This is a genomic window from Streptomyces sp. Act143 (assembly GCF_003143935.1).
In the GTDB taxonomy this organism is placed as follows: domain Bacteria; phylum Actinomycetota; class Actinomycetes; order Streptomycetales; family Streptomycetaceae; genus Streptomyces.
Window position 1 is genome coordinate 1329022 of the sequence record NZ_QFRX01000001.1, and the last position, 20489, is coordinate 1349510.

Here is a 20489-nt window from a genome sequence, read left to right on the forward strand (position 1 = left end):
GGCCCTCCGGGCCGCGAGGAGGTGGTCGGCGTGGCCGACGGGCCGAGGGCGGCGCAGGCGCCGGCGACCGCCCGGACGCGGGTCGGCCGGCCGCTGCTGTCCCTGGCGCTGGCCTCGATGATGGACGAGGTGCACGCCCACTCCGGCGCGGTGTACCTGCTGGCGTCCGACGAGCCGGTCCTGGAGATGGCGGTGATGGCCGGGCTGCCCCGGGCCTTCGCGGCGCCGTGGGAGCGGGTGGGGCTCAGCGCGCCCATCCCGGTCGCGGAGGCGGTCCGGGAGCGGCGGCTGGTGTGGGTGGGCGGCGAGGAGGACATGGCCCGCCGCTATCCGCGGATCGCGGTGGTTCTCCCCTACCCCTTCGCGCTGGCGGCGCTGCCGGTGGCCACGGACAGCAAGGTGTTCGGGGCGATCTTCGTGACCTGGCCCGGCTCGCATCCGCCGGAGCTGTCCGAGCGGGAGCGGGACCACCTGCGCGCGGCCTGCGGGCGGCTCGCGGTCCGGCTGCAGCGGGCCGCGGAGGAGAGCCGCCCGGTGTTCCCGGAGCCCGACCTGGTGGCGGCAGCGCCGGTGGGCGGTGCGGCGGGCACGCTCGGCACGGTGGAGGCGGCCCGGATGGTGGCCCGGCTGCCGTACGGGTTGTGCTCGCTCGATCTGCACGGCCGGATCGCCTTCGCCAACGCGGCGGCGGCCGAGCTGATCGGTGTCCCGGTCAGCAGGCTGCTCGGCACCCAGCTGTGGGCATCGGTGCCGTGGCTCAACGATCCCGTGTACGAGGACCGCTACCGGGCCGCGCTGCTCAGTCAGCACACGACGTCGTTCGTGGCGCTGCGGCCGCCCGGCGACTGGCTGTCGTTCCGGCTGTATCCGAGCACGACCGGGCTGAGCGTGCGCATCAGCCGGGCGCGGGCGGTGGCGGAGATGAGCCGGGGCGCGTCGCAGCCGGACGGCGCCCCGGCCCGGCTGGTCACCATCTCGCAGGTGCTGAGCCTGGCCGGGGCGCTCACCGAGGCGGCGGGGGTGGAGGACGTGGTGCAGCTGGTCGCGGACGAGATCGTCCCGGCGGTGGGCGGGCAGGCCCTGGTCATGCTCGGTTCCCGGGCGGGGCGGCTGCATGTGCTGGGCCACCGCGGCTATCCCGACCCGCATGTCGTCGAGCGCTTCGACGGACTGCCGCTGACCGAGCCGACGCCGGGGACGCACGCCCTGAACAGCGGGGTGCCCGCGTTCTTCGCCTCGCGGCGGGAGCTGGAGCATCTGTATCCGGCCCGGCACGCGACCCCCGACGGCTTCGCCGCCTGGGCGTACCTGCCGCTGATCGCCTCCGGCCGGCCGGTGGGCACCTGTGTGCTGGCCTACGCCGAGCCGCACGCCTTCCCCACGGACGAACGGGCCGTCCTCACGAGCCTCGGCGGGCTCATCGCGCAGGCCCTGGAACGGGCCATGCTGTACGACGCCAAGCACCGGCTCGCCCACGGCCTCCAGGAGGCGCTGCTGCCGCACTCGCTGCCGGCGCTGCCCGGTGTCGACGCGGCGGCCCGCTATCTGCCGGCCACGCAGGGCATGGACATCGGCGGCGACTTCTACGACCTGGTGCCCTCGCACGGAGTGGCGGCGGCCGTGATCGGGGACGTGCAGGGGCACAACGTCACGGCGGCCGGGCTGATGGGGCAGATCCGGACCGCGGTACGGGCGTACACGACCGTCGGGCAGAGCCCGCAGGACGTCATGAGCAGCACCAACCGGCTGCTCATCGACCTGGGCTCGGACCTTTTCGCGAGCTGTCTCTATCTACGGCTCGACCCGGCCCACGGACGGGCCGTGATGGCGCGCGCGGGCCACCCGCCGCCGCTGCTGCGCCGCCCGGACGGCAAGGTCCGCGTCCTGGACCTGGCCGGGGGCCCGCTGCTGGGGATCGACAGCTCGGCGACGTATCCGACGACGGAGGTCGAGCTGGCCCCGGGCAGTGTGCTCGTCCTGTACACCGACGGGCTGATCGAGTCACCGGGTGTCGACATCGAGGACGCCCTGGCCGATCTGGGGCAGCGGCTGGCGGAGGCCGGCGATCTGCCGCTGGACGAGCTGGCGGACCGGTTGGTGGGGCGGAGCGGGGCCCTGGAGGAGCGGATCGACGACGTGGCGTTGCTGCTGTTGCGGGCGCGGGGCGGTACGCCCGCGTGAGGACGACAAGGGCAGGGGCCCCGCTCACGGGAGCGCCCGCCCCGGCGCCGGCACGGACGCGGTCCGGCCCTCCCGCCGGAGGGTCGGACCGCGCGTCTGCCTACCGCTGGTGCGGCGTGGGTCAGTGGGTCCCCGTCAGGCCGGAGTCGCCCTGCCCGGCGCCCGCCCCGGTGTCCTCACCGCCGACGTCCTGGCCGCCGACATCCTGGCCGCCGACGTCCTGACCACCGGCCTCTTCGCCGCCGACCTCCTGACCGGCCCCGGCCTCGTCACCCGCGCCCGCCTCGTCACCCGCACCGGCTCCTGCGCCGGCACCCGCCTCGTCGCCCGCACCGGCTCCTGCGCCGCCGCCCGCCGCGTCGCCCGCGCCGAGGGTCGCGCCGACCGCCTCCAGGGCGGTGGTGACCGGCTGGAAGAAGGTCTCGCCGCCCACCGTGCAGTCGCCGCTGCCCCCGGAGGTCAGGCCGATGGCCAGCCCGTCCTGGGTGAACAGGGAGCCGCCGCTGTCGCCGGGCTCGGCGCAGACGTCGGTCTGGATGAGGCCGGTGACCGTGCCCTCCGGGTAGTTGACGGTCGCGTCGAGGCCGAGGACCTGGCCGTCGTTGAGCCCGGTGGTGCTGCCCATTCTGAAGACCTGGAGACCGACCTCGGCGTCCGCGGCCTGGGTGATCTGCACGGTCCGGCCGTCACCGACGTTGACCTCGCTGGGCGCGACGGTCGCCGGGTCGTCGTACTTCACCAGGGCGAAGTCACCGTCGCCGGGGAAGGTGGCCTGGTCGACGGTGGCGATCGGCTGACCGTCCTGCGCGTCCGACCACTCGGCCGCCGCGACCCCGCAGTGACCGGCCGTCAGGAAGGCGGGGCTGCCGTCGCCCGCGACGACGTTGAAGCCGGCCGAGCAGCGGGCGCCACCGCCGAAGATGGCGTCGCCGCCGGAGAGGAAGGTCTTGAAGGTGCCCGCCGACTTCTTGATGGTCGCCATGCCCGAGCCGAGGCTGTCGACCGTCGACTCCAGCTGATCCCACTTGGCGCCGGTGACCGTGCTGTCCGCGGTGACCAGGATCTTGTTCGTGCGGGGGTCCACGGCCCAGGAGGTGCCCGGGATGGTCGCGTCGGCCTTCAGTGTCCGCGCGCCCGCGGCGAGTTCGGCGAGGCTGTTGTCGACTTCGCGTATCTCCGCGCCGGCCTTCTTCGCCTGGACGATCACGTTGTTGTTGTCGCCCGGGACGACGTTGACGACGAGCTGCTGCTGGTCCGTGTCGTAGTACGAACCGGCGAAGGCGTCACCGAGCAGTTCCTGGAGATGTGAGGCGAGGTCCGAGGCGTCCGACGCCTTGAGGGTCTTCGGGGCTGCCGCGGCTCCGTTCGCGGAGGAGCCGTCCTGGGAGGCGTTCGCGTTGGGCAGGAGGATCGCCGCCGCTCCGAGCGCCACCACGCCGCCTGCCGCGATCGCGGCCTTGCGCTTGGGGATTCGCTTGTGACTCAAACTTCTCGACCTCCTGAAGGACGGGGTCAGTGCCACCGTTCGTCGGCGGCTGTTCGGGGCGCCTGGATGGCAGTGGGTACGCAGGAGTCACGTGGGGCGTTCAATTCCGTTTGCCGGCCGTCCCTTTGCGGAACCGAATCGGCCACGGGATCGGCCGGGGTCCGCGTCCCGCGGCCCGGGGGCGGGAACAATCCCCCATATGACGATGACCACCGCCGAAGCCGACAAGATCCTCTCCGCCAACTTCGCCCCCTGGGTGCTCGACCTGGGGCTGTCGGTCGAGTCCCTGGGCGCGGACCGGGCGACCCTGCGCCTTCCCTGGTCGGAGCGCCTGTCCCGGGAGGGCGGGGCGCTGTCGGGCCAGGCCCTGATGGCCGCCGCGGACACCGCCACCGTGCTCGCCGTCTCTGCGGCGCGCGGCGCCTACGGACCGATGACGACCGTGCAGCAGTCGACGTCGTTCCAGCGCGCGGTGTCCGGTTCGGATGTCCTGATCCAGGCGGTGATCACCAAGCTGGGCCGACGCATGGCGTTCGCGGACATCACGATGACCGACGCGGAGTCGGGTGACCTCGCGGCCCGCGCGAGCACGGTCTACGCGCTTCTGGGCTGACGCACGGGCCCGGTTCCGAACAGACACGGACCGCGGTCGATCGGCAACGGTCCGTTTCGAAGTTCCCGCGGAATCCCTGCTCCAGGGAATCTGCACATCCAATACTCAACCAAGTCACCGTGCGCGGCGGATCTGCACAAGCGTGCGCCGCCGCGTACGTCATTGGGGCGGGAGTGTCGGATTCGCCTCGCGGGCCGCAAGTCCTCGTGTGAACCGAAGGCGCGCCGCATGTGAAGAAGTCGCCGCAGAGACGTGCGCGCGCCTGCACGGTTCGGTACCGCTGGGGCTCAAGTGCCCTGGTGAGGGCGTTGGTTGATTGGAAGCGCGCGCCCGCCGCGTGCTTTTATCCATCGCACCGCGGGAGCCGCGAAGGGCCCCCGGAAACGGGTGCCCGGCACCCGCGGCACGCGGCCGCCCCTGCCAGGGGTCCGCTCCCCCTTGTGAATATCCATATGAAGGGAAGTTCCACCATGAACTCCACCCCCCAGGTTGAGACCGTCGAGATCTCCGACGCCGAGCTCGACAACGTCTCCGGCGGCCTGCAGCTGAACGCCCTCGGCACCGTCACCGGCCTGGTGGACGGCGTTGCCCCGGTCTCCGGCCTGGTCGACACGGTCGTCGGCACGGTCGAGGGCACCACCGGCCTCTCCGTGGCCCCGGTCACGAACCTGGTCGCCGGTCTCTGATCGCACCTCGTGCCCTGAGTCCCGGAGCCGTTTCCCGGCTCCGGGGCTCTCGGATGTCATGACGCAACCGGCTGCCCACAGCCGGTCCTTCCTCGTTTTCAGGTGAGGGAAAGTTCCGTGCAGTTCCGCCAACAGGCCCTCGCCAAGCTCCAGTCGCCGGAGGAGCTCGACCTTCCGGTGCGGTTCGCCCGCCCGCAGGGCTGGCTCGCGCTCTCCGTGACGGTGGTCGTGATGGCCGCCGCGTCGGTGTGGGCGGTGACCGGTTCGGTCGCCTCCACCGTGGGCGCGCCCGCCATCCTCACGCACGGGCAGGGCAGTTACATCCTGCAGAGCCCGGTCGCGGGCCAGGTCACCGCCGTGCTGGCGAAGCAGGGCGAGCGGCTGCCCGCCGATTCCCCGGTGCTGAAGGTGCGCACCGCCGACGGCGACACCGTCGTCCGCTCGGTCGCCGCGGGCCGCGTCACCGCGCTCGCCGCCACCATCGGCCAGATCATCCAGACCGGTGCCAACGTGGCCGCGGTCGAGAAGGTCGCGCACTCCACTGATCCGCTCTACGCCACCGTGTACGTCCCCGCAGAGAACGCCGCCTCGATCCCCGCGAACGCCGCCGTCGACCTGACGGTGTCGTCCGTGCCGACGCAGGAGTACGGCGTGCTGCGCGGCCATGTGAAGTCGGTGGACCGCTCGGCGCAGTCGGCGCAGCAGATCTCCGCGTTCCTCGGGGACAGCCAGCTGGGCGAGCAGTTCACGAAGGACGGCAGGCCGGTCGCCGTGACGGTGAGGCTGGACAAGGCGTCCGGCACGAAGAGCGGCTACCGGTGGTCGTCCGCGGACGGGCCGCCGTTCCCCCTCACCTCCATGACCGTGGCCCAGGGTTCGATCCGCCTCGCCGACCAGCGTCCCGTCGATTGGCTGCTGCCATGAGCACCGCACCGGAGACCCGCGGCCGGCGCCGGTCCGCCCCGCCCAAGCGCCCGGTGCCCAAGGGCAGGGGCAAGACCGTCCGCACCCCCAGCGTGCTCCAGATGGAGGCCGTGGAGTGCGGCGCCGCCTCCTTGGCGATGGTGCTGGGCCACTTCGGCAAGCACGTCCCGCTGGAGGAGCTGCGCATCGCGTGCGGGGTCTCGCGCGACGGCTCACGTGCCAGCAACCTGCTGAAGGCGGCCCGCAGTTACGGTCTGACCGCCAAGGGCATGCAGATGGACACGGCCGCCCTGGCCGAGGTGAAGGCACCGGCGGTGCTGTTCTGGGAGTTCAACCACTACGTCGTCTACGACGGCATGGGGCGCCGCTTCGGCCGCCGCGGGGTGTACATCAACGACCCCGGCAAGGGCCGCCGGTTCGTGCCGATGGAGGACTTCGACTCCAGCTTCACCGGCGTCGTGCTGATCATGGAGCCGGGCCACGGCTTCACCAAGGGCGGTCGCAAGCCCGGCGTGCTCGGCGCGATGCCGGCCCGGCTGCGCGGCACCGCGGGCACCATGCCGGCCGCCGTGCTGGCGAGTCTGCTGCTGGTGCTGGTGGGCGCGGCGGTGCCCGCGCTGAGCCGTACCTACATCGACATGTTCCTGATCGGCGGTCAGACGTCGTTGCTGGGCGTGCTGTTCGCCTCGATGGGCACGTGCGTGGCGCTCACCCTGGTCCTGACCTGGTTGCAGCAGGCGAACCTGCTGCACGGCCGCATCATCTCCTCCACCCTCTCCAGCGCCCGCTTCCTGCGCCATCTGCTGCGGCTGCCGGTGACGTTCTTCTCCCAGCGCAGCCCGGCCGACCTGGTGCAGCGGCTCCAGTCGAACGACGCGGTGGCCGAGACGCTGGCCCGTGACCTGGCGGCGGCGGGTGTGGACGCGGTGGTCGTCGTCCTCTACGCCGTCCTCCTCTACACCTATGACCCGCAGCTGACGTTCGTCGGCATCGGGGTCGCGCTGCTGAACATCGTGGCGATGCGGGTGGTGATCAGGCTCCGTGCGACGCGCACGGCGAAGCTGCGTGCGGACAGCGCCCGGCTCACCAACACCGCTTACACCGGTCTTCAGTTGATCGAGACGATGAAGGCGACCGGCGGTGAGGACGGCTACTTCCGCAAGTGGGCCGGGCAGCACGCCACCACGCTGGAGGAGCAGCAGCGGCTCGGGGTGCCGTCCGCCTGGCTGGGCGTGGTCGCGCCCACGCTGGCCTCGCTGAACGCCGCGGTGATCCTGTGGATCGGCGGGATGCGGGCGGTCGAGGGCGGCATCTCGGTCGGCCTGCTGGTCGCCTTCCAGTCGCTGGTCACCCGTTTCACCGCCCCGATCACCCGGCTCAACGGGGTCGCGGGCCGCATCCAGGACTTCGCGGCCGACGTGGCCCGCCTGAAGGACGTGGAGAACTTCCAGGCCGACCCGCTCTACGGCCGCCCCGGGGCCGGTGATTCGACCCGCCGGCTGCACGGGCACGTGGAACTCCAGAACATCTCCTTCGGCTACAACCCGCTGGACAAGCCCCTGCTGGCCGGCTTCGACCTGACGGTCGGCCCCGGTCAGCAGGTGGCGCTGGTCGGCGGTTCGGGCAGCGGCAAGTCCACGGTCTCCCGGCTGATATCGGGCCTGTACGCGCCCTGGGAGGGCGTCATCCGCATCGACGGCCGGCGCCTGGAGGACATTCCGCGCGGCGCGCTCGCCTCCTCCGTCTCCTTCGTGGACCAGGACGTCTTCCTCTTCGAGGGCTCGGTCCGCGACAACGTGGCGCTGTGGGACCCGTCGATCCCGGATGACGCGGTGGTGGACGCGCTGCGCGACGCGGCGCTCTACGACGTGGTGATGCGCCGCCCCGGCGGCATCAACAGCCGGGTCGAGCAGGACGGCCGGAACTTCTCCGGCGGCCAGCGCCAACGCCTGGAGATCGCGCGGGCGTTGGTCCGCAGGCCGAGCATCCTGGTGCTCGACGAGGTGACGAGCGCGCTGGACGCCGAGACCGAGCTGACGGTGATGGACAACCTCCGCAAGCGCGGCTGTGCCTGTGTGGTGATCGCGCACCGGCTGAGCACCGTGCGGGACAGCGACGAGATCGTCGTGCTCCAGCACGGCACGATCGTGGAACGCGGACGGCACGAGGAGCTGGTGGCGCGCGGTGGCGCGTACGCGGCTCTGGTCAGGGAGCGCTGAGATGACGACCGCACCCGAAGGGGACCTGGTTCTCCAGGCCCTCGGCTCGATGGGCACCCCGTACGACCTCGCCGGGCACAACCGCCTGGACCTCGAAGGGCCGCAGGTGCTGTGGCTGGTGGCGTCCGGCGCCGTGGACCTGTTCGCGGTCGACGCCGAACAGCAGGGCCACTGGCACCACCTGGGCCGCCTGGAGGCGGGCTCCCTGCTGCTCGGCCCGACACCGGGACCGCAGCACACCCTGGTCGCCCGCCCGCTCAGGGACTGCGTGGTGCACCGCATCGGACTGCGCGAGCTGTACCAGCCCGCGAACACCCAGACCTGGTCCTACGACGAGCACGGCAACCCGCAGTACGTACCGCCGACGACGAGCCCGCTGGAGTACGCCCTCGCCCTCGGCGTCGGCCGCAGCCTCTCCGTCCTCTTCCAGGCGCCGATGGCGAACGAACGCGCCGCGGAGATCACCGACGACGACGTCTTCTGGATGCAGGTGCCGCCGGGCAGCGTGCAGTACGGCTCGCTGTACGGCGCGGAGGCCGCCGCCGACCTGCTGATGGACCCCGCGGTCTGGCAGAGCATGGTCGACCAGCAGTACCGGCTGCTGACCACGCTGGACCGCTGGATCGAGCAGGTGGAGCGCACCCACGAGACGCGCACGGCCGAGGGCATCAAGGCCGGTGAGGCGGTCCGCGCCCAGGCCGACCGCACGCTGCTCGCCTCCATCGGCAAGTCCTCGGGCAAGCGGGCCACGGCCGCCGACGCGGACGCCTCGTACGCGGCGTGCAAGCTGGTCGCGCAGGCGGCCGGGATCACCCTGGCCGATCCGGCGCAGTCCGGTACCGGCGGCGACCGGCTGGACCCGGTGGAGCGGATCGCGCTCGCCTCCCGGGTGCGCGCCCGGGCCGTGCGGCTGGACGGCACATGGTGGCGGGACAACGTCGGCCCGCTGGTGGGTCATCGGGCGCTGTCCGGAGCGCCGGTCGCGCTGCTGTGGCGGCGGGGCGGCTATGTGGCGGTGCATCCGGCGACGGGCCGGGAGACGCCGGTCGAGAAGGCCAACGCGGAGGAGTTCGAGCCGCGCGCGGTGATGTTCTACCGCCCGCTGCCGGACCGCGCGCTCAGCCCGCTGCGGCTGCTGCGGTTCAGCATGCAGAACATGGGCGGGGACCTGACGAACCTGCTTCTCAGCGGCCTCGTGACCGTCGCGATCGGCGCGATCGTGCCCATCGCGACCGGGAAGGTGCTCGGCGAGTTCGTGCCGAAGGCGCAGACGCATCTGATCGTCCAGGTCTGTCTGGCGGTGATGGTCGGCAGTCTCGTCGCCGCGACCTTCATGCTGCTGCAGAACCTGACGATCCTGCGGTTGGAGGGCCGTATCGAGGCGACCCTCCAACCGGCCGTCTGGGACCGCCTGTTGAGGTTGCCCACCAAGTTCTTCACCGAGCGCTCCACGGGTGAGCTGGCGAGCGCGGCGATGGGCATCAGCGCGATCCGGCGGCTGCTGGCGGGGGTCGGGCCCGTGGTCGCGCAATCGGTGACGGTCGGCGCGATGAACCTGGGGCTGCTGTTCTGGTACAGCGTGCCGATGGCGTGCGCGGCGATCGGCATGCTCGTCGTGATCGCCGGGGTCTTCCTGGGGCTCGGGCTGTGGCAGGTGCGCTGGCAGCGGCGCCTGGTGGTGCTCGGCAACAAGCTGAACAACCAGGCGTTCCAGACCCTGCGCGGGCTGCCCAAGCTGCGGGTGGCGGCGGCCGAGAACTACGCCTACGCCGCCTGGGCCGCGGAGTTCGCGCGCAGTCGGGAGCTCCAGCAGAAGGTGGGGCGGATCAAGAACCTCACCACCGTGATGGGCGCGGTCTACCTGCCCGCCTGCACCCTGCTGATGTTCATGCTGCTGGCGGGCCCGGCGCGCGGGTCGATGTCGGCGGCGGCGTTCTTGAGCTTCAACACCTCGGTGACGATGGTGCTGACGTCCGTGACCCAGCTGACCGGCGCGTTCGTGTCGGCGGTGGGTGCGCTGCCGCTGTTCGAGGAGATCAAGCCGGTTCTCCGGGCCGCCCCGGAGGTGCGCACGGCGAGCACCCGGCCGGGTCCGCTGACCGGCGCCATCGAGGCCCGCCGGGTCTCCTTCCGCTACTCGGACGACGGTCCGCTGATCCTGGACGACGTGTCCTTCGAGGTGCGGCCAGGCGAGTTCGTGGCGATCGTCGGCCCGAGCGGCTGCGGCAAGTCGACGCTGCTCAGGCTGCTGATCGGCTTCGACCCGCCGGTCTCCGGCAGCGTGCTCTACGACGGGCAGGATTTGGCGGCCCTCGACCAGTCGGCGGTGCGCCGGCAGTGCGGGGTGGTGCTCCAGCACGCGCAGCCGTTCACCGGCTCGATCATGGACGTCATCTGCGGCACCGAGCCGTACACGCCGGAGGAGGTGATGGCGGCGGCGCAGATGGCGGGGCTCGCGGAGGACATCCAGCGGATGCCGATGGGGCTGCACACGATCGTCTCCGGCAGCGGTGCCGTCTCCGGCGGCCAGCGTCAACGGCTCATGATCGCCCAGGCGTTGATCCGCCGCCCGCGCATCCTCTTCTTCGACGAGGCGACCAGCGCCCTGGACAACGAGACGCAGCGCACGGTCATCGAGTCCACCAAGGCCCTCAACGCCACCCGCATCGTCATCGCGCACCGCCTGTCCACGGTGCTGGACGCGGACCGTGTGATCGTGATGGAGGACGGCAAGGTCGCCCAGCAGGGCCCGCCCGCGCAGTTGCTCGCGGACACCGGCGGGCGGCTGCACGAGCTGGTGCGGCGGCAGCTGGCGTAGGGCCTCAGTCGAGGCCGGGGACGGGGGCGCCGGAGGGCACATCGGCGTTCACATAGGCGTCGTAGAACACCTTCCAGGGCGCCCGGGTCGCGGTGGCCGTCCCGTCGGCGTACCTGTCCAGCGCGCCCAGGCAGACCTCCCAGCCGGCGCCGTTGCGGGCGGCGGTGTTCGCCTCGCTCAGCACATTGGTGAGCGTGAAGCGGGTGGTCTTCTCCCCCAACGGCTCCAGGTCGAAGCGCAGTTCGTCGTCGCCCCACGCGAAGGAGAGGTGACGGGGCGCGTCGACGGCGAGGACGCGCCCCGTCGACTCCGGCATGTGGGGGTCGCCGCTGAACCTGACCTCACCGCCGGGGCGCAGGTCGATCTCGGCGCGGGAGGGGAACCAGTGGGCGAGTTCGTCGGCGTCGGTCACGAACCGCCAGACGCGGTCGACGGGGTGGTCGTAGGTGCGGCTGAAGCGGACGGCGGGGCGGCCGTCAGCAAGGGTCAGGTAGGTGCCGGTGAGCTCTGCGGACATGGGGATCAGTCCTTCGGAAGGGGTTCCTCGGGGTCGTCCGGCGCGGTCTCGTCGAGGCGGCGGCCCAGGGTGTCCAGGCTGCGGTTCCACAGCTTCCGGTACGGGGCGAGCCAGGCGTCCAGCTCGGCGATCGGGGCCGGGTCGAGGGCGTAGACGCGGCGCTGCGCGTCCTGCCTGACCCGGACCAGGCCCGCCTCGCGGAGCACTCTCAGGTGCTTCGAGGTGCTCGGCTGACTCTGCCCGCATGCCTCCACGATCTCCCCGACGGGCCGCGGCCGCTCCAGGAGCAGCGCGACGATGGCCCGGCGGTGGGGATCGGCGAGCGCGGTCCAGAGCGAGGCGTCGGACATACATCCAATATGCCTCTACGGTTATATGCCGGTCAAGGCATGCACAGCCCGCACGACACCCCGATTCCGCGGGCGATCCCGATCGACGGCCGCCCGCAGTGCGCGCCAACCTCGACTGTGCCGCTGGTCACACTCACCCACCACCCCCAGCGAAACGTTGCCGTTTCGCTGAAACTGCCCTAGCCTCGATGTGTACGAAACAGTTTCGTTTATGGCTTCGTAAAATCCGGACGACTTCCCTGGAGTGGTTCTGCCATGTCCCAGAAGACCCTGACCGACGGCGCCCCGGCCGCCGGGGTCGAGGCCTCATCCGAGGCCCCCTCGAACAAGCGGTGGTGGATCCTCGCCGTCATCGCGCTCGCCCAGCTGATGGTGGTGCTCGACGCCACCATCGTGAACATCGCCCTCCCCTCGGCCCAGGCCGACCTCGGGTTCTCCGACGGCAACCGGCAGTGGATCGTCACCGCCTACGCGCTGGCCTTCGCCTCCCTCCTGCTGCTCGGCGGCCGCATCGCCGACCTCTTCGGCCGCAAGACGGCGTTCCTGGTCGGTGTCGTCGGCTTCGCCGCCGTCTCCGCGCTCGGCGGCGCCGCGACCAACTTCGAGATGCTGGTCACCGCCCGCGCTCTCCAGGGCGCCTTCGGCGCCCTCCTCGCGCCCGCCGCGCTCTCGCTGCTCAACACGACGTTCACCGACGCGCGGGAGCGGGCCAAGGCCTTCAGCGTCTACGGCGCCATCGCCGGTGCCGGCGGTGCGGTGGGCCTGCTGCTCGGCGGCGTCCTGACCGACGCCCTCGACTGGCGCTGGACCCTGTACGTCAACGTCGTCATCGCCGTCGTCGCCTTCGCCGGGGGCTGGGTGCTGCTGCACAACCACCGCGACGCCGCGAACTCCAAGCTGGACGTGCCGGGCACGGTCCTGGTCGCCGCCGGTCTGTTCTCCCTGGTCTACGGCTTCTCCAACGCCGAGACCCACGACTGGGGATCGCCCGCCACCTGGGGCTTCCTGATCGCCGGCGGGGTCCTGCTGGCGGCCTTCACCTGGTGGCAGACCAAGGCCGCGCACCCGCTGCTGCCGCTGCGCATCCTGCTCGACCGCAACCGGGCCGCCTCGTTCCTCGCCGTGCTGATCTCCGGCGGCGGCATGTTCGGCGTGTTCCTCTTCCTCACCTACTACCTCCAGCTCAACCTCGGCTTCAGCCCGACGAAGACCGGTGTCGCGTTCCTGCCGATGGTCGCGGCGCTGATGGTGGCGGCGCAGGTCGGCACCACGACGCTGGTACCGCGGATGGGCCCGAAGGCCGTCATCCCGCTCGGCTTCGGGATCGCCGCGGTCGGCATGGCCTGGCTGACCGGCATCGGCGTCGGGTCGTCGTACATGAGCGCGGTGCTGCCGCAGCTGATCGTGGTCGGGCTCGGACTCGGTCTGGTCATGCCGCCCGCGATGCAGCTGGCCACCGGCGGGGTCGCCGCCGAGGACGCCGGTGTCGCCTCCGCCACCGTCAACGCCATGCAGCAGGTGGGCGGTTCGATCGGTACGGCGCTGCTGAACACCCTGGCCGCGAGCGCCGCGACCGACTACCTGGCCGGCAAGGACCCGAGCAACAAGCTGGTCCAGGCCCAGGCCACGATCGAGAGTTACACCACCGCCTTCTGGTGGTCGGCCGGCCTCTTCGCCGCCGGCACGCTGATCGCGTTCCTGCTCTACCGCCGCGGGGTGCCGGAGCAGGACCCGGACGCCGCACCCGTGGTCCACATGTAGCTCCCCCACAGCCGAGGGGCCGCCGTCATCAGGGAGACGGCGGCCCCTCTTCGCTGCCGTGGTGGCGGTCCGCGCACTCCGGCGGCGCTCTCACCGCCGTCCCCCGTTCTGGCTGGTTGCCGCGCCTCAGCGCCCGGCGCGGTGAGTGAACGCCCCGAAAGGGGTACTCACGGGTCCATGCGAATCAGCGTGGTGGATGTGGGGTCGAACACGGTCCGGCTCGTGGTGGCGGACGCCGAGGGCGGCGTACCGCTGCCGGTGCACACCGCGAAGTGGCGGCTGCGGCTGTCCGAACAGGTCCATCCGGGCGGCGAGGTGCCCGAGGAGGCCGTCGACAGACTCGTCGCCGCCGTCGCCGAGGCGGACCGGACGGCGGCGAAGTGGGGCTCGACACCTCCCCTGGCCTTCGCGACGGCGGTGGTGCGCAACGCGCCCAACTGCCGTGAGGTGCTACGGGCCGTGCGGACCCGCACCGGGGTCGAGCTGTGCACGATGCCGGGCGAGCTGGAGGCGGAGCTCACCTTCCTCGGGGCGCGGCGCTGGATGGGGTGGCGGGCCGGGCCGCTGGCACTGCTGGACATCGGCGGCGGCTCGCTCGAAGTGGCCTTCGGGCGCGGCCGGTTGCCGGACTTCGTGGCCTCGCTGCCGCTGGGTGCGGGCCGGTTGACCCACGAGTTCTTCGGCGCGGAGCCGCCGACCCCGGAACTGCTGCGAGCGCTGCGCCGCCGCGTCCGGCACCAACTGCGGGATGTGGCGGCCCGGATCCGCTGGGAGGGACCGCACACCGCGGTGGCCACCTCGCGTACGTTCCAGCAGCTCGGCCGGTTGTGCGGGGCGCCGCCGGGGCGGCACGGGCCGTTCGTGGAGAGGGAGTTGCGCCGCACGGACCTGAAGGCCGCGATCAGCCGGCTCGCCGCCCTGCCGGCCGTCGACCGCGCCCGGCTCCCCGGCATCTCCGCCCCGCGTGCCGCGCAGAGCCTGGCCGGCGCGGTGGTCGGGCACACGGCCCTGAAGCTGACCGGCATCAAGTCCGTCAGCGTCTGCCCGTGGGCGATCCGCGAGGGCGTCCTGCTGCGCCACATCGAGGACGGCCCGTCCTGGTGGGCGGGGATCGGCCGCCGCGGCGGGGAGCCCGGCGAACAGGAGCCGGTGCCGCTGCGTATTGCGGCCGCGACGAACTGAGAGAGGACAGCGCCATGACCCACGACGAGAAGCACCCCGAGACGGCGGCCGAGGAAGTGCTGCGCGAGATCGAGAAGGCGGAACGCCGCACCCGGGACACCGAGGAGCAGCGCCGCCACCGGGGCGAGGCCGGCGAGGCCATCACGCCCAACGCGCGCGCCCAGGAGGAGTCCGAGGGCGAGTAGGACGCTCTGGGCGGGGGCCGCCGCCATGGGTGCGAAGGCCGGCCGGGCGGCCCCACTCCGCCCGGCCGGCCTTCGGTGCGAGATCGCCACGGTTCTCGTGACAGCGCCCGCGCTCCCCAGCCACGGGCGGCCGTCCGGTTTCACGAGAGCCGTGCGACCCCGGCTCTAGAAGGCGAAGAGACTCGCTCCGAGGGAGCCCTTCACGCACTCGTTGGCGAAGGTGCGCTCGTAGGCCACGCGTCTGCCCTGCCAGACCCCGTCGACGGTGACGAGCACCGGGTCGTACTCCTTGGTGCACTGCACGTCGTCGCGGGCTGCGAACGCATCGAGGTCCCCGCCGACGGCACGCATCTCGGCGCAGGCCCGAGCCGCCGCGGGGTGGGTGCCGGACGGCGTCGGGGCGCAGTTCAGGGTGACCGCGCGGGCCGGGGTGACGGTGGCGGCGCTGTCGCCGTGGCCCACGGTGAGGACCAGGGCCGACGGGGCGTAGAGCGACTCGGGGGCGGCCTGCGCGGCTCCCGTGAGGGGGCCGCAGACGGCGGTGGCCGTGAGGGCGAGGGTCGCTGCCCAGCGCGCGGTGTTCCGCATGGTGTGCATCCTTCCGCTGATACGAGGGTGGTGCCGCACCCGGCACGGTCGGCGCCGGGGCGGCGAGCGCGAGTCTGCCGAGTCGGCGGCCGGAACACACATCGACCCCACGCGTTTCGGTAACCTTGCGTGTTGAATCAGTGGCGTGAAGTCACGGAATTCGAACACCGGAGCCCAGTAGCCGCACGGCTCTTGATCGACAGCCCCGACCGAATGGCCGGTTCACATCGGCTCTGCAATCGGCCTGAAACATTCCGGTTGAGCTGTCGGCGGACTTCTCCCCGCTCCCTTGTGTTCATGTCCCGGCGGAGTAACGGTCATTACATGATTACGACCGAGCAACGAGAGAAGCTGCGCGGCTGGTTCGCCGGGCGGCTGCCCGACGACCTCTTCGAGGAACTGGCCGAACTGACCGTGGACCGCGAGGAGATCACCGTCATCGGACGCATCCCCGCGCCGCGGCTGGCCGAGGGCGTCCCGGCCACCGAGCGGGAGGCGGCCGTGCAGGCCCGGATACAGGAGTTCCGGGACCGCACCCGCGAGGCCCGGATCGACGTGGCCCGGGAGGCCGAGCACCGGTTCCGCCGCAAGGTGTCCTGGGGCGTGGAGTGCGCCGGGGAACGCGCCCTGTTCACGCACGTGGCCGCGCCCGTGATGACCCGGCTGCGGCAGCCCGAGCGCGAGGTCCTGGACACGCTCATCGCGGGCGGGGTGGCGCGCAGCCGCAGCGACGCGCTCGCCTGGTGCGTGCGCCTGGTCCAGAAGCACACCGACGACTGGCTCACCGAACTGCGCGAGTCCCTCGAACACGTCCAGCGGGTACGGGCTCAGGGACCCGACACGGAACCGGAGGACGCGCCGACGGACGCGAGCGAGGGAGGCAGCGGCGCCGAGTGTTCCTGACGCTGCTGCGGGTGTTCCCCGAACCCCGGGCCGTGTACGGGGCGAAGGGCGCGCGGCCGGCCCGGACCGTCGAGGTCCTGGTGCCGCCCGTCACCGGGCCGGGCGCGGAGTCCGCGGCACCGACACCCGTCACTGCGGCGAACGGCGGCTGACCCCGGTGTTCTGACCGGCCCTTACTCGCCAGTATCGTCGGAGCGCAACGCGTTCTCAGCGACGAGAGGCGGGACCCACGGATGGCCAAGCACTGGGCGGACTTCCAGTACGAGATCTATCTCAACGGGATGTCGGGGGCCGTACCGCGGCTCCCGACGGATCTGACCCGCCTGGAGGAGCTCACCGAGCAGCGGCTCGGGCCCGGCCCGGTCGGGTACGTGGCGGGCAGCGCCGGCGACGGCAGCACCGCCCGGGCCAACCGGGCGGCGCTGGAGCGGCGGCGGATCGTGCCGCGGATGCTGCGGGACGTGCACGAGCGGGACCTCGCCGTCGAGGTCCTCGGCCGGCCCCTGCCCGCCCCGCTGGCCCTGGCGCCGGTCGGCGTGCTGTCGATCATGCACCCGGACGCCGAGCCGGCCGCCGCGCGGGCCGCCGCCGCGCAGGGCGTGCCGTACATCCTGTCCTCCGCCTCCAGCACACCGATGGAGCAGGTGGCGGAGGCGATGGGGGACGCCGAGCGGTGGTTCCAGCTGTACTGGCCCAAGGACCCGGAGGTCGCCCGCAGCTTTCTGCGGCGTGCGAAGGCGGCCGGGTTCACCGTGCTCGTCGTCACGCTCGACACCCCCATGCTGGCGTGGCGGCCCCGCGACCTGGACCAGGCGTATCTGCCGTTCCTGCACGGCGTCGGCACCGCCAACTACTTCTCCGACCCGGCGTTCCGGGCCGGCCTGGCCAAGCCGGTGCACGAGGACCCGAACGCGGCGGTCCTGCACTGGGTGGGCATGTTCGCCGACCCCGCGAAGACCTGGCCCGACCTGGCGTTCCTGCGCGAGAACTGGGACGGCCCGATCGTGCTGAAGGGCATCCAGCACCCGGACGACGCACGGCTGGCCGCCGACGCCGGGATGGACGGCGTGGTCGTCTCCAACCACGGCGGCCGGCAGGTCGCCGGGGCCGTCGGCGCGGCCGACATGCTGCCCCGGGTCGCCGAGGCGGTCGGCGACCGGCTCACCGTCCTGTTCGACAGCGGCATCCGCACCGGCGACGACGTCTTCAAGGCACTCGCGCTCGGCGCCCGGGCGGTGCTCGTCGGGCGGCCGTACGTCTACGGCCTCGGCCTCGACGGACAGGCCGGCGTCGAGCACGTCATCCGCTGCCTGCTCGCCGAACTCGACCTCACCCTCGCCCTGTCCGGGCACGCCTCCCCCACCACCGTGGGCCCCGCCGACCTCACCGAGGACCTCGTATGACCGCGCCGAAGAACGTACTCGCCGTCATCGCCCCGCACGTCGGCGGCCGTACCGCCGGAGCCGGGCTCGCCACGCTCTTCCCCGACCAGGCCGAGGTCACGGTGGTCGAGCGGACCGACGAGGACCCGGCGGCGCTGCGCGCGGCCCACGTCGTCATCACGGCACTCGCCCCGGTCACCGCCGAACACCTCGCCGCCGCGCCCGAGTTGCGGCTGGTGCAGTGCGCGAGCCACGGCTTCGACTACGTCGACGTGGACGCCGCGCGCGATCTCGGTGTGCCGGTGTGCACCATCGGCTCCAGCGGCGCCGAGGCGCAGAACGTGGCCGAGCAGACCTTCGCCCTGATGCTCGCGCTGGCCAAGCAACTGGTCCCGGCCCACACCGCGCTGGTCGGGGCCGACTGGGCACTCCCCCGGCTCCAGCGGTCGCTGACCGAACTGTCCGGCAAGACGCTGGGCATCGTGGGTCTGGGGCAGATCGGGCGGGAAGTCGCCCGGCGCGCGGTCGCGTTCGACATGAGCGTCGTCTACGCCGGGCGGAACCGGGCACCGCAGGAGACGGAGGCGCGGCTGGGCGGCGCCCGCCAGGTGCCGCTCGACGAGCTGCTGCGCGTCTCCGACTACGTCTCCCTGCACGCCCCGCTGACCGACGACACCCGCAACCTGCTGGACGCGGCACGGCTCGCGCTGCTCAAGCCCACCGCGTTCGTGATCAACACCGCGCGGGGCGCCCTGATCGACCAGGACGCCCTCGCCGACGCCCTGGAGAAGGGCGCCCTCGCCGGAGCGGGCATCGACGTCTTCGACCCCGAACCGCCCACCCCGGCCCTGCGGTTGCTGCGCGCCCCGAACGTGGTGCTGTCGCCGCACGTCGGGGGTGTCACCCGCGAGACGCTGGTGCGGATCGCCCTGGCAGCCGTCGAGAACGTGACCGGCTATCTGGCGGGCGACCCGCCCCGGGACGTGATCAGCGGGTCCGCGCCCGGCCGTTGAGGTCGACGGCCCGGACCGAGGGGGCACCGGAGTCGGGGACCGACAGGGTACCGGCGCTGGGCGAGACGGGGTCCGACACCCAGCGCTGCTGGTCGGACCCGTCACGGACCTTGACGACGATGTCGGAGTCCGGCTCCCCGCTCGCGGAGGTGACGGCGAGCTGCTCGTCCCAGCGGGTGAGCAGCTCGCCCTGCGCGGTGATGTCGTAGCGGACGTCGTCGGCCCGCCCGCTCCGGTCGTCCGCACAGGTGCCGAGGATCACCACGCCGGCGTCGGCGCGTGAGTCGAGGCACAGATCGGGGTCGGCGGCACTGCGCAGCAGCCCGTCGTCCTCGTCGTACGTCCACTTCTGGGTGTCGTCGTCCGAGCAGGCCGCCAGCGCGGTCCCGGCGCCCTTCTTCACCTCGCCCCGGATGTCGAGGCAGAGGTCGGCGCCGACGTTGCGCAGCCTGGACCGGCTGGGCGCGACGGGGAGTTGGGCGGTGCCCGGCGGGGAGGCGGACACGCCGCCGGCGGCCGACCCGGTACCGCCGGTCGCGCTGGTGGAGGCCGCCGGGTCGGCGCCGCCGTCGTCCGACCAGAGGCTGGCGGCGAGCACACTGGCGATCAGGCCCGCGGAGGCGAGGCCCACGCCGGTGAGCAGCACCCGGGAGGCGCGGAGCCCCTCGGGGGGACGGCGGCCGGGGGACGGGATGCGGGACAGCAGCCGCCGGCGTCCGCGGCCGTGCCGGGCGCCGCCCTGCGCCCGCGGGCCCTGCTGGCCGCGCCCCCGGCGGGAGTCGAGGTAGCGGCGGGCTCCCCAGCCGAGCACCGACTCGGCGAGGAGGATGCCCAATCCGCCCTCGAAATGGCTGAGTTGCTCAGCGGCGAAACGGCAGTAGCGGCACTCGTCCAGATGCTGCTGGACATCCGGCAACAGGGCTCCGCCGCGGCGAATCGGGACGTCGAGGAGGCGGTTGTAGAACCGGCAGTCCTTCGTCGGCGCGAGTTCCCGATGGGCATGTACACAACCCTCGCGGAATTTGTCACGCGCCTGTTCGAGCGCCGCCGCGGCGCTGACGGTGTCCATACCGAGCAGACCGGCGGGGACGGCCAGCGGCTCGGCCTCGACCTCGGTGTGCCACAGCAGACAGCGGGCGAGTCCGGGCAGCGCGAGGAAAGAACGCTCGGCGAGTTTGCGGTTTTCGGGCGTCATGGACTTCGCGGCCCGCATACCGCGACCGCCGGCGGGTTTCTGAAGGTCCGGAAGAACGCCGGATATTCGCTCCTCGGCCGACCACTCCCGGACGATGTCCCGCGCGCGCACGAGAAGGCGGGGGCGCAGCGCGGTGCCGGGCTCGCCGAGCGCGAGCCGGTCGAGAACCTGGTGGAAGGCGGCCGCGGTGACCATGGAGGCCACCTCCGAGCGGGCGGCGAGGCAGATGACGGCGTATTCGTGGACCGGCTGCCAGTGACGCGCCATCAAAAGCGCCGCCGACTGGGCGGCTTCGCCGTCCGGGCGGCCCCGGAGACGGCCGGCGAGGTCGTCGTCGGATTCCCCCGGCACGCCGCCGGGCGGCGGGTACGGAGGGCGAGGGGGGTGGGGGGTGGGCACTGAGCGGGTTCCTTCCCACGCGCAGGTGGCTCTGAGCTTCAACTCGCCGAAAAGGAGCGGGGACGGTTGTGTCCTCTTCGGTGATGC

The 20489-nt window shown here is 72.5% G+C and carries 18 protein-coding genes; 13 read left to right on the forward strand and 5 right to left on the reverse strand.

Going from position 1 to position 20489, the window contains the following annotated elements:
• Positions 1 to 21 precede the first annotated feature (21 nt).
• Positions 22 to 2181 carry a PP2C family protein-serine/threonine phosphatase gene (locus DI272_RS05835; protein WP_109494071.1) on the forward strand — a complete coding sequence of 720 codons (2160 nt, stop codon included), beginning with the start codon at positions 22 to 24 and terminating at the stop codon, positions 2179 to 2181.
• A gap of 121 nt (positions 2182 to 2302) precedes the next feature.
• Here DI272_RS05835 and DI272_RS05840 read toward each other — a convergent pair whose 3' ends face one another.
• A complete protein-coding gene (locus DI272_RS05840; RefSeq protein ID WP_109494072.1) occupies positions 2303 to 3667 on the reverse strand; it encodes a S1 family peptidase in 1365 nt (454 codons plus the stop codon).
• Positions 3668 to 3866: 199 nt separating this feature from the next.
• On the opposite strand from DI272_RS05840, the gene DI272_RS05845 reads away from it, so the two are divergent.
• From DI272_RS05845 to DI272_RS05865, 5 genes are all read left to right on the forward strand, one after another.
• Positions 3867 to 4280, forward strand: a complete 414-nt coding sequence (locus DI272_RS05845; protein ID WP_109494073.1) for a PaaI family thioesterase — start codon at positions 3867 to 3869, stop codon at positions 4278 to 4280.
• Positions 4281 to 4750: 470 nt separating this feature from the next.
• A complete protein-coding gene (locus DI272_RS05850; protein WP_079308961.1) occupies positions 4751 to 4966 on the forward strand; it encodes a hypothetical protein in 216 nt (71 codons plus the stop codon).
• Between the two features lie 117 nt (positions 4967 to 5083).
• On the forward strand, positions 5084 to 5890 hold the full coding sequence (locus DI272_RS05855) for an HlyD family efflux transporter periplasmic adaptor subunit (protein WP_109494074.1): 807 nt from the start codon (positions 5084 to 5086) through the stop codon (positions 5888 to 5890).
• Positions 5887 to 8109 (forward strand): NHLP family bacteriocin export ABC transporter peptidase/permease/ATPase subunit, encoded by a 2223-nt coding sequence (locus tag DI272_RS05860; protein ID WP_109494075.1) that lies wholly within the window; start codon positions 5887 to 5889, stop codon positions 8107 to 8109. The genes DI272_RS05855 and DI272_RS05860 overlap by 4 nt, the downstream gene beginning before the upstream one ends.
• A 1-nt stretch (position 8110) precedes the next feature.
• Positions 8111 to 10927, forward strand: coding sequence for an NHLP bacteriocin export ABC transporter permease/ATPase subunit (locus DI272_RS05865; RefSeq protein WP_109494076.1), 2817 nt, complete (start codon positions 8111 to 8113; stop codon positions 10925 to 10927).
• A 4-nt stretch (positions 10928 to 10931) separates the two neighbouring features.
• Here the strand turns inward: DI272_RS05865 and DI272_RS05870 are convergent, their stop codons facing one another.
• Positions 10932 to 11444, reverse strand: coding sequence for an SRPBCC family protein (locus DI272_RS05870; protein ID WP_109494077.1), 513 nt, complete (start codon positions 11442 to 11444; stop codon positions 10932 to 10934).
• A gap of 5 nt (positions 11445 to 11449) precedes the next feature.
• Positions 11450 to 11794 carry a helix-turn-helix transcriptional regulator gene (locus DI272_RS05875; protein WP_109494078.1) on the reverse strand — a complete coding sequence of 115 codons (345 nt, stop codon included), beginning with the start codon at positions 11792 to 11794 and terminating at the stop codon, positions 11450 to 11452.
• Positions 11795 to 12049: 255 nt separating this feature from the next.
• On the opposite strand from DI272_RS05875, the gene DI272_RS05880 reads away from it, so the two are divergent.
• The 3 genes from DI272_RS05880 (at position 12050) to DI272_RS44420 (ending at position 14922) form a co-directional block, all read left to right on the forward strand.
• On the forward strand, positions 12050 to 13555 hold the full coding sequence (locus tag DI272_RS05880; RefSeq protein WP_109494079.1) for an MFS transporter: 1506 nt from the start codon (positions 12050 to 12052) through the stop codon (positions 13553 to 13555).
• A 177-nt stretch (positions 13556 to 13732) separates the two neighbouring features.
• Positions 13733 to 14737: a hypothetical protein gene (locus DI272_RS05885; protein ID WP_109494080.1), complete on the forward strand. Its 1005-nt coding sequence runs from the start codon at positions 13733 to 13735 to the stop codon at positions 14735 to 14737.
• 14 nt (positions 14738 to 14751) lie between these two features.
• Positions 14752 to 14922 (forward strand): hypothetical protein, encoded by a 171-nt coding sequence (locus DI272_RS44420; protein ID WP_181387098.1) that lies wholly within the window; start codon positions 14752 to 14754, stop codon positions 14920 to 14922.
• A gap of 165 nt (positions 14923 to 15087) precedes the next feature.
• On the opposite strand, the gene DI272_RS05890 is transcribed toward DI272_RS44420, so the two are convergent.
• Entirely contained in the window at positions 15088 to 15510 is a 423-nt protein-coding gene (locus DI272_RS05890; RefSeq protein ID WP_109494081.1) for a protease inhibitor, read from the reverse strand.
• Positions 15511 to 15834: 324 nt separating this feature from the next.
• On the opposite strand from DI272_RS05890, the gene DI272_RS05895 reads away from it, so the two are divergent.
• The 4 genes from DI272_RS05895 (at position 15835) to DI272_RS05905 (ending at position 18808) form a co-directional block, all read left to right on the forward strand.
• Entirely contained in the window at positions 15835 to 16413 is a 579-nt protein-coding gene (locus tag DI272_RS05895) for a hypothetical protein (protein ID WP_109494082.1), read from the forward strand.
• A complete protein-coding gene (locus tag DI272_RS44425; RefSeq protein ID WP_181387582.1) occupies positions 16404 to 16565 on the forward strand; it encodes a hypothetical protein in 162 nt (53 codons plus the stop codon). The genes DI272_RS05895 and DI272_RS44425 overlap by 10 nt, the downstream gene beginning before the upstream one ends.
• 81 nt (positions 16566 to 16646) lie before the next feature.
• Positions 16647 to 17816, forward strand: coding sequence for a lactate 2-monooxygenase (locus DI272_RS05900; protein WP_109494083.1), 1170 nt, complete (start codon positions 16647 to 16649; stop codon positions 17814 to 17816).
• On the forward strand, positions 17813 to 18808 hold the full coding sequence (locus tag DI272_RS05905; protein WP_109494084.1) for a 2-hydroxyacid dehydrogenase: 996 nt from the start codon (positions 17813 to 17815) through the stop codon (positions 18806 to 18808). Before DI272_RS05900 ends, DI272_RS05905 begins: the two co-directional genes overlap by 4 nt.
• On the opposite strand, the gene DI272_RS05910 is transcribed toward DI272_RS05905, so the two are convergent.
• Positions 18783 to 20402 carry an RICIN domain-containing protein gene (locus DI272_RS05910; RefSeq protein ID WP_109494085.1) on the reverse strand — a complete coding sequence of 540 codons (1620 nt, stop codon included), beginning with the start codon at positions 20400 to 20402 and terminating at the stop codon, positions 18783 to 18785. The two genes, DI272_RS05905 and DI272_RS05910, sit on opposite strands and share 26 nt — an antisense overlap.
• Positions 20403 to 20489: the final 87 nt, after the last annotated feature.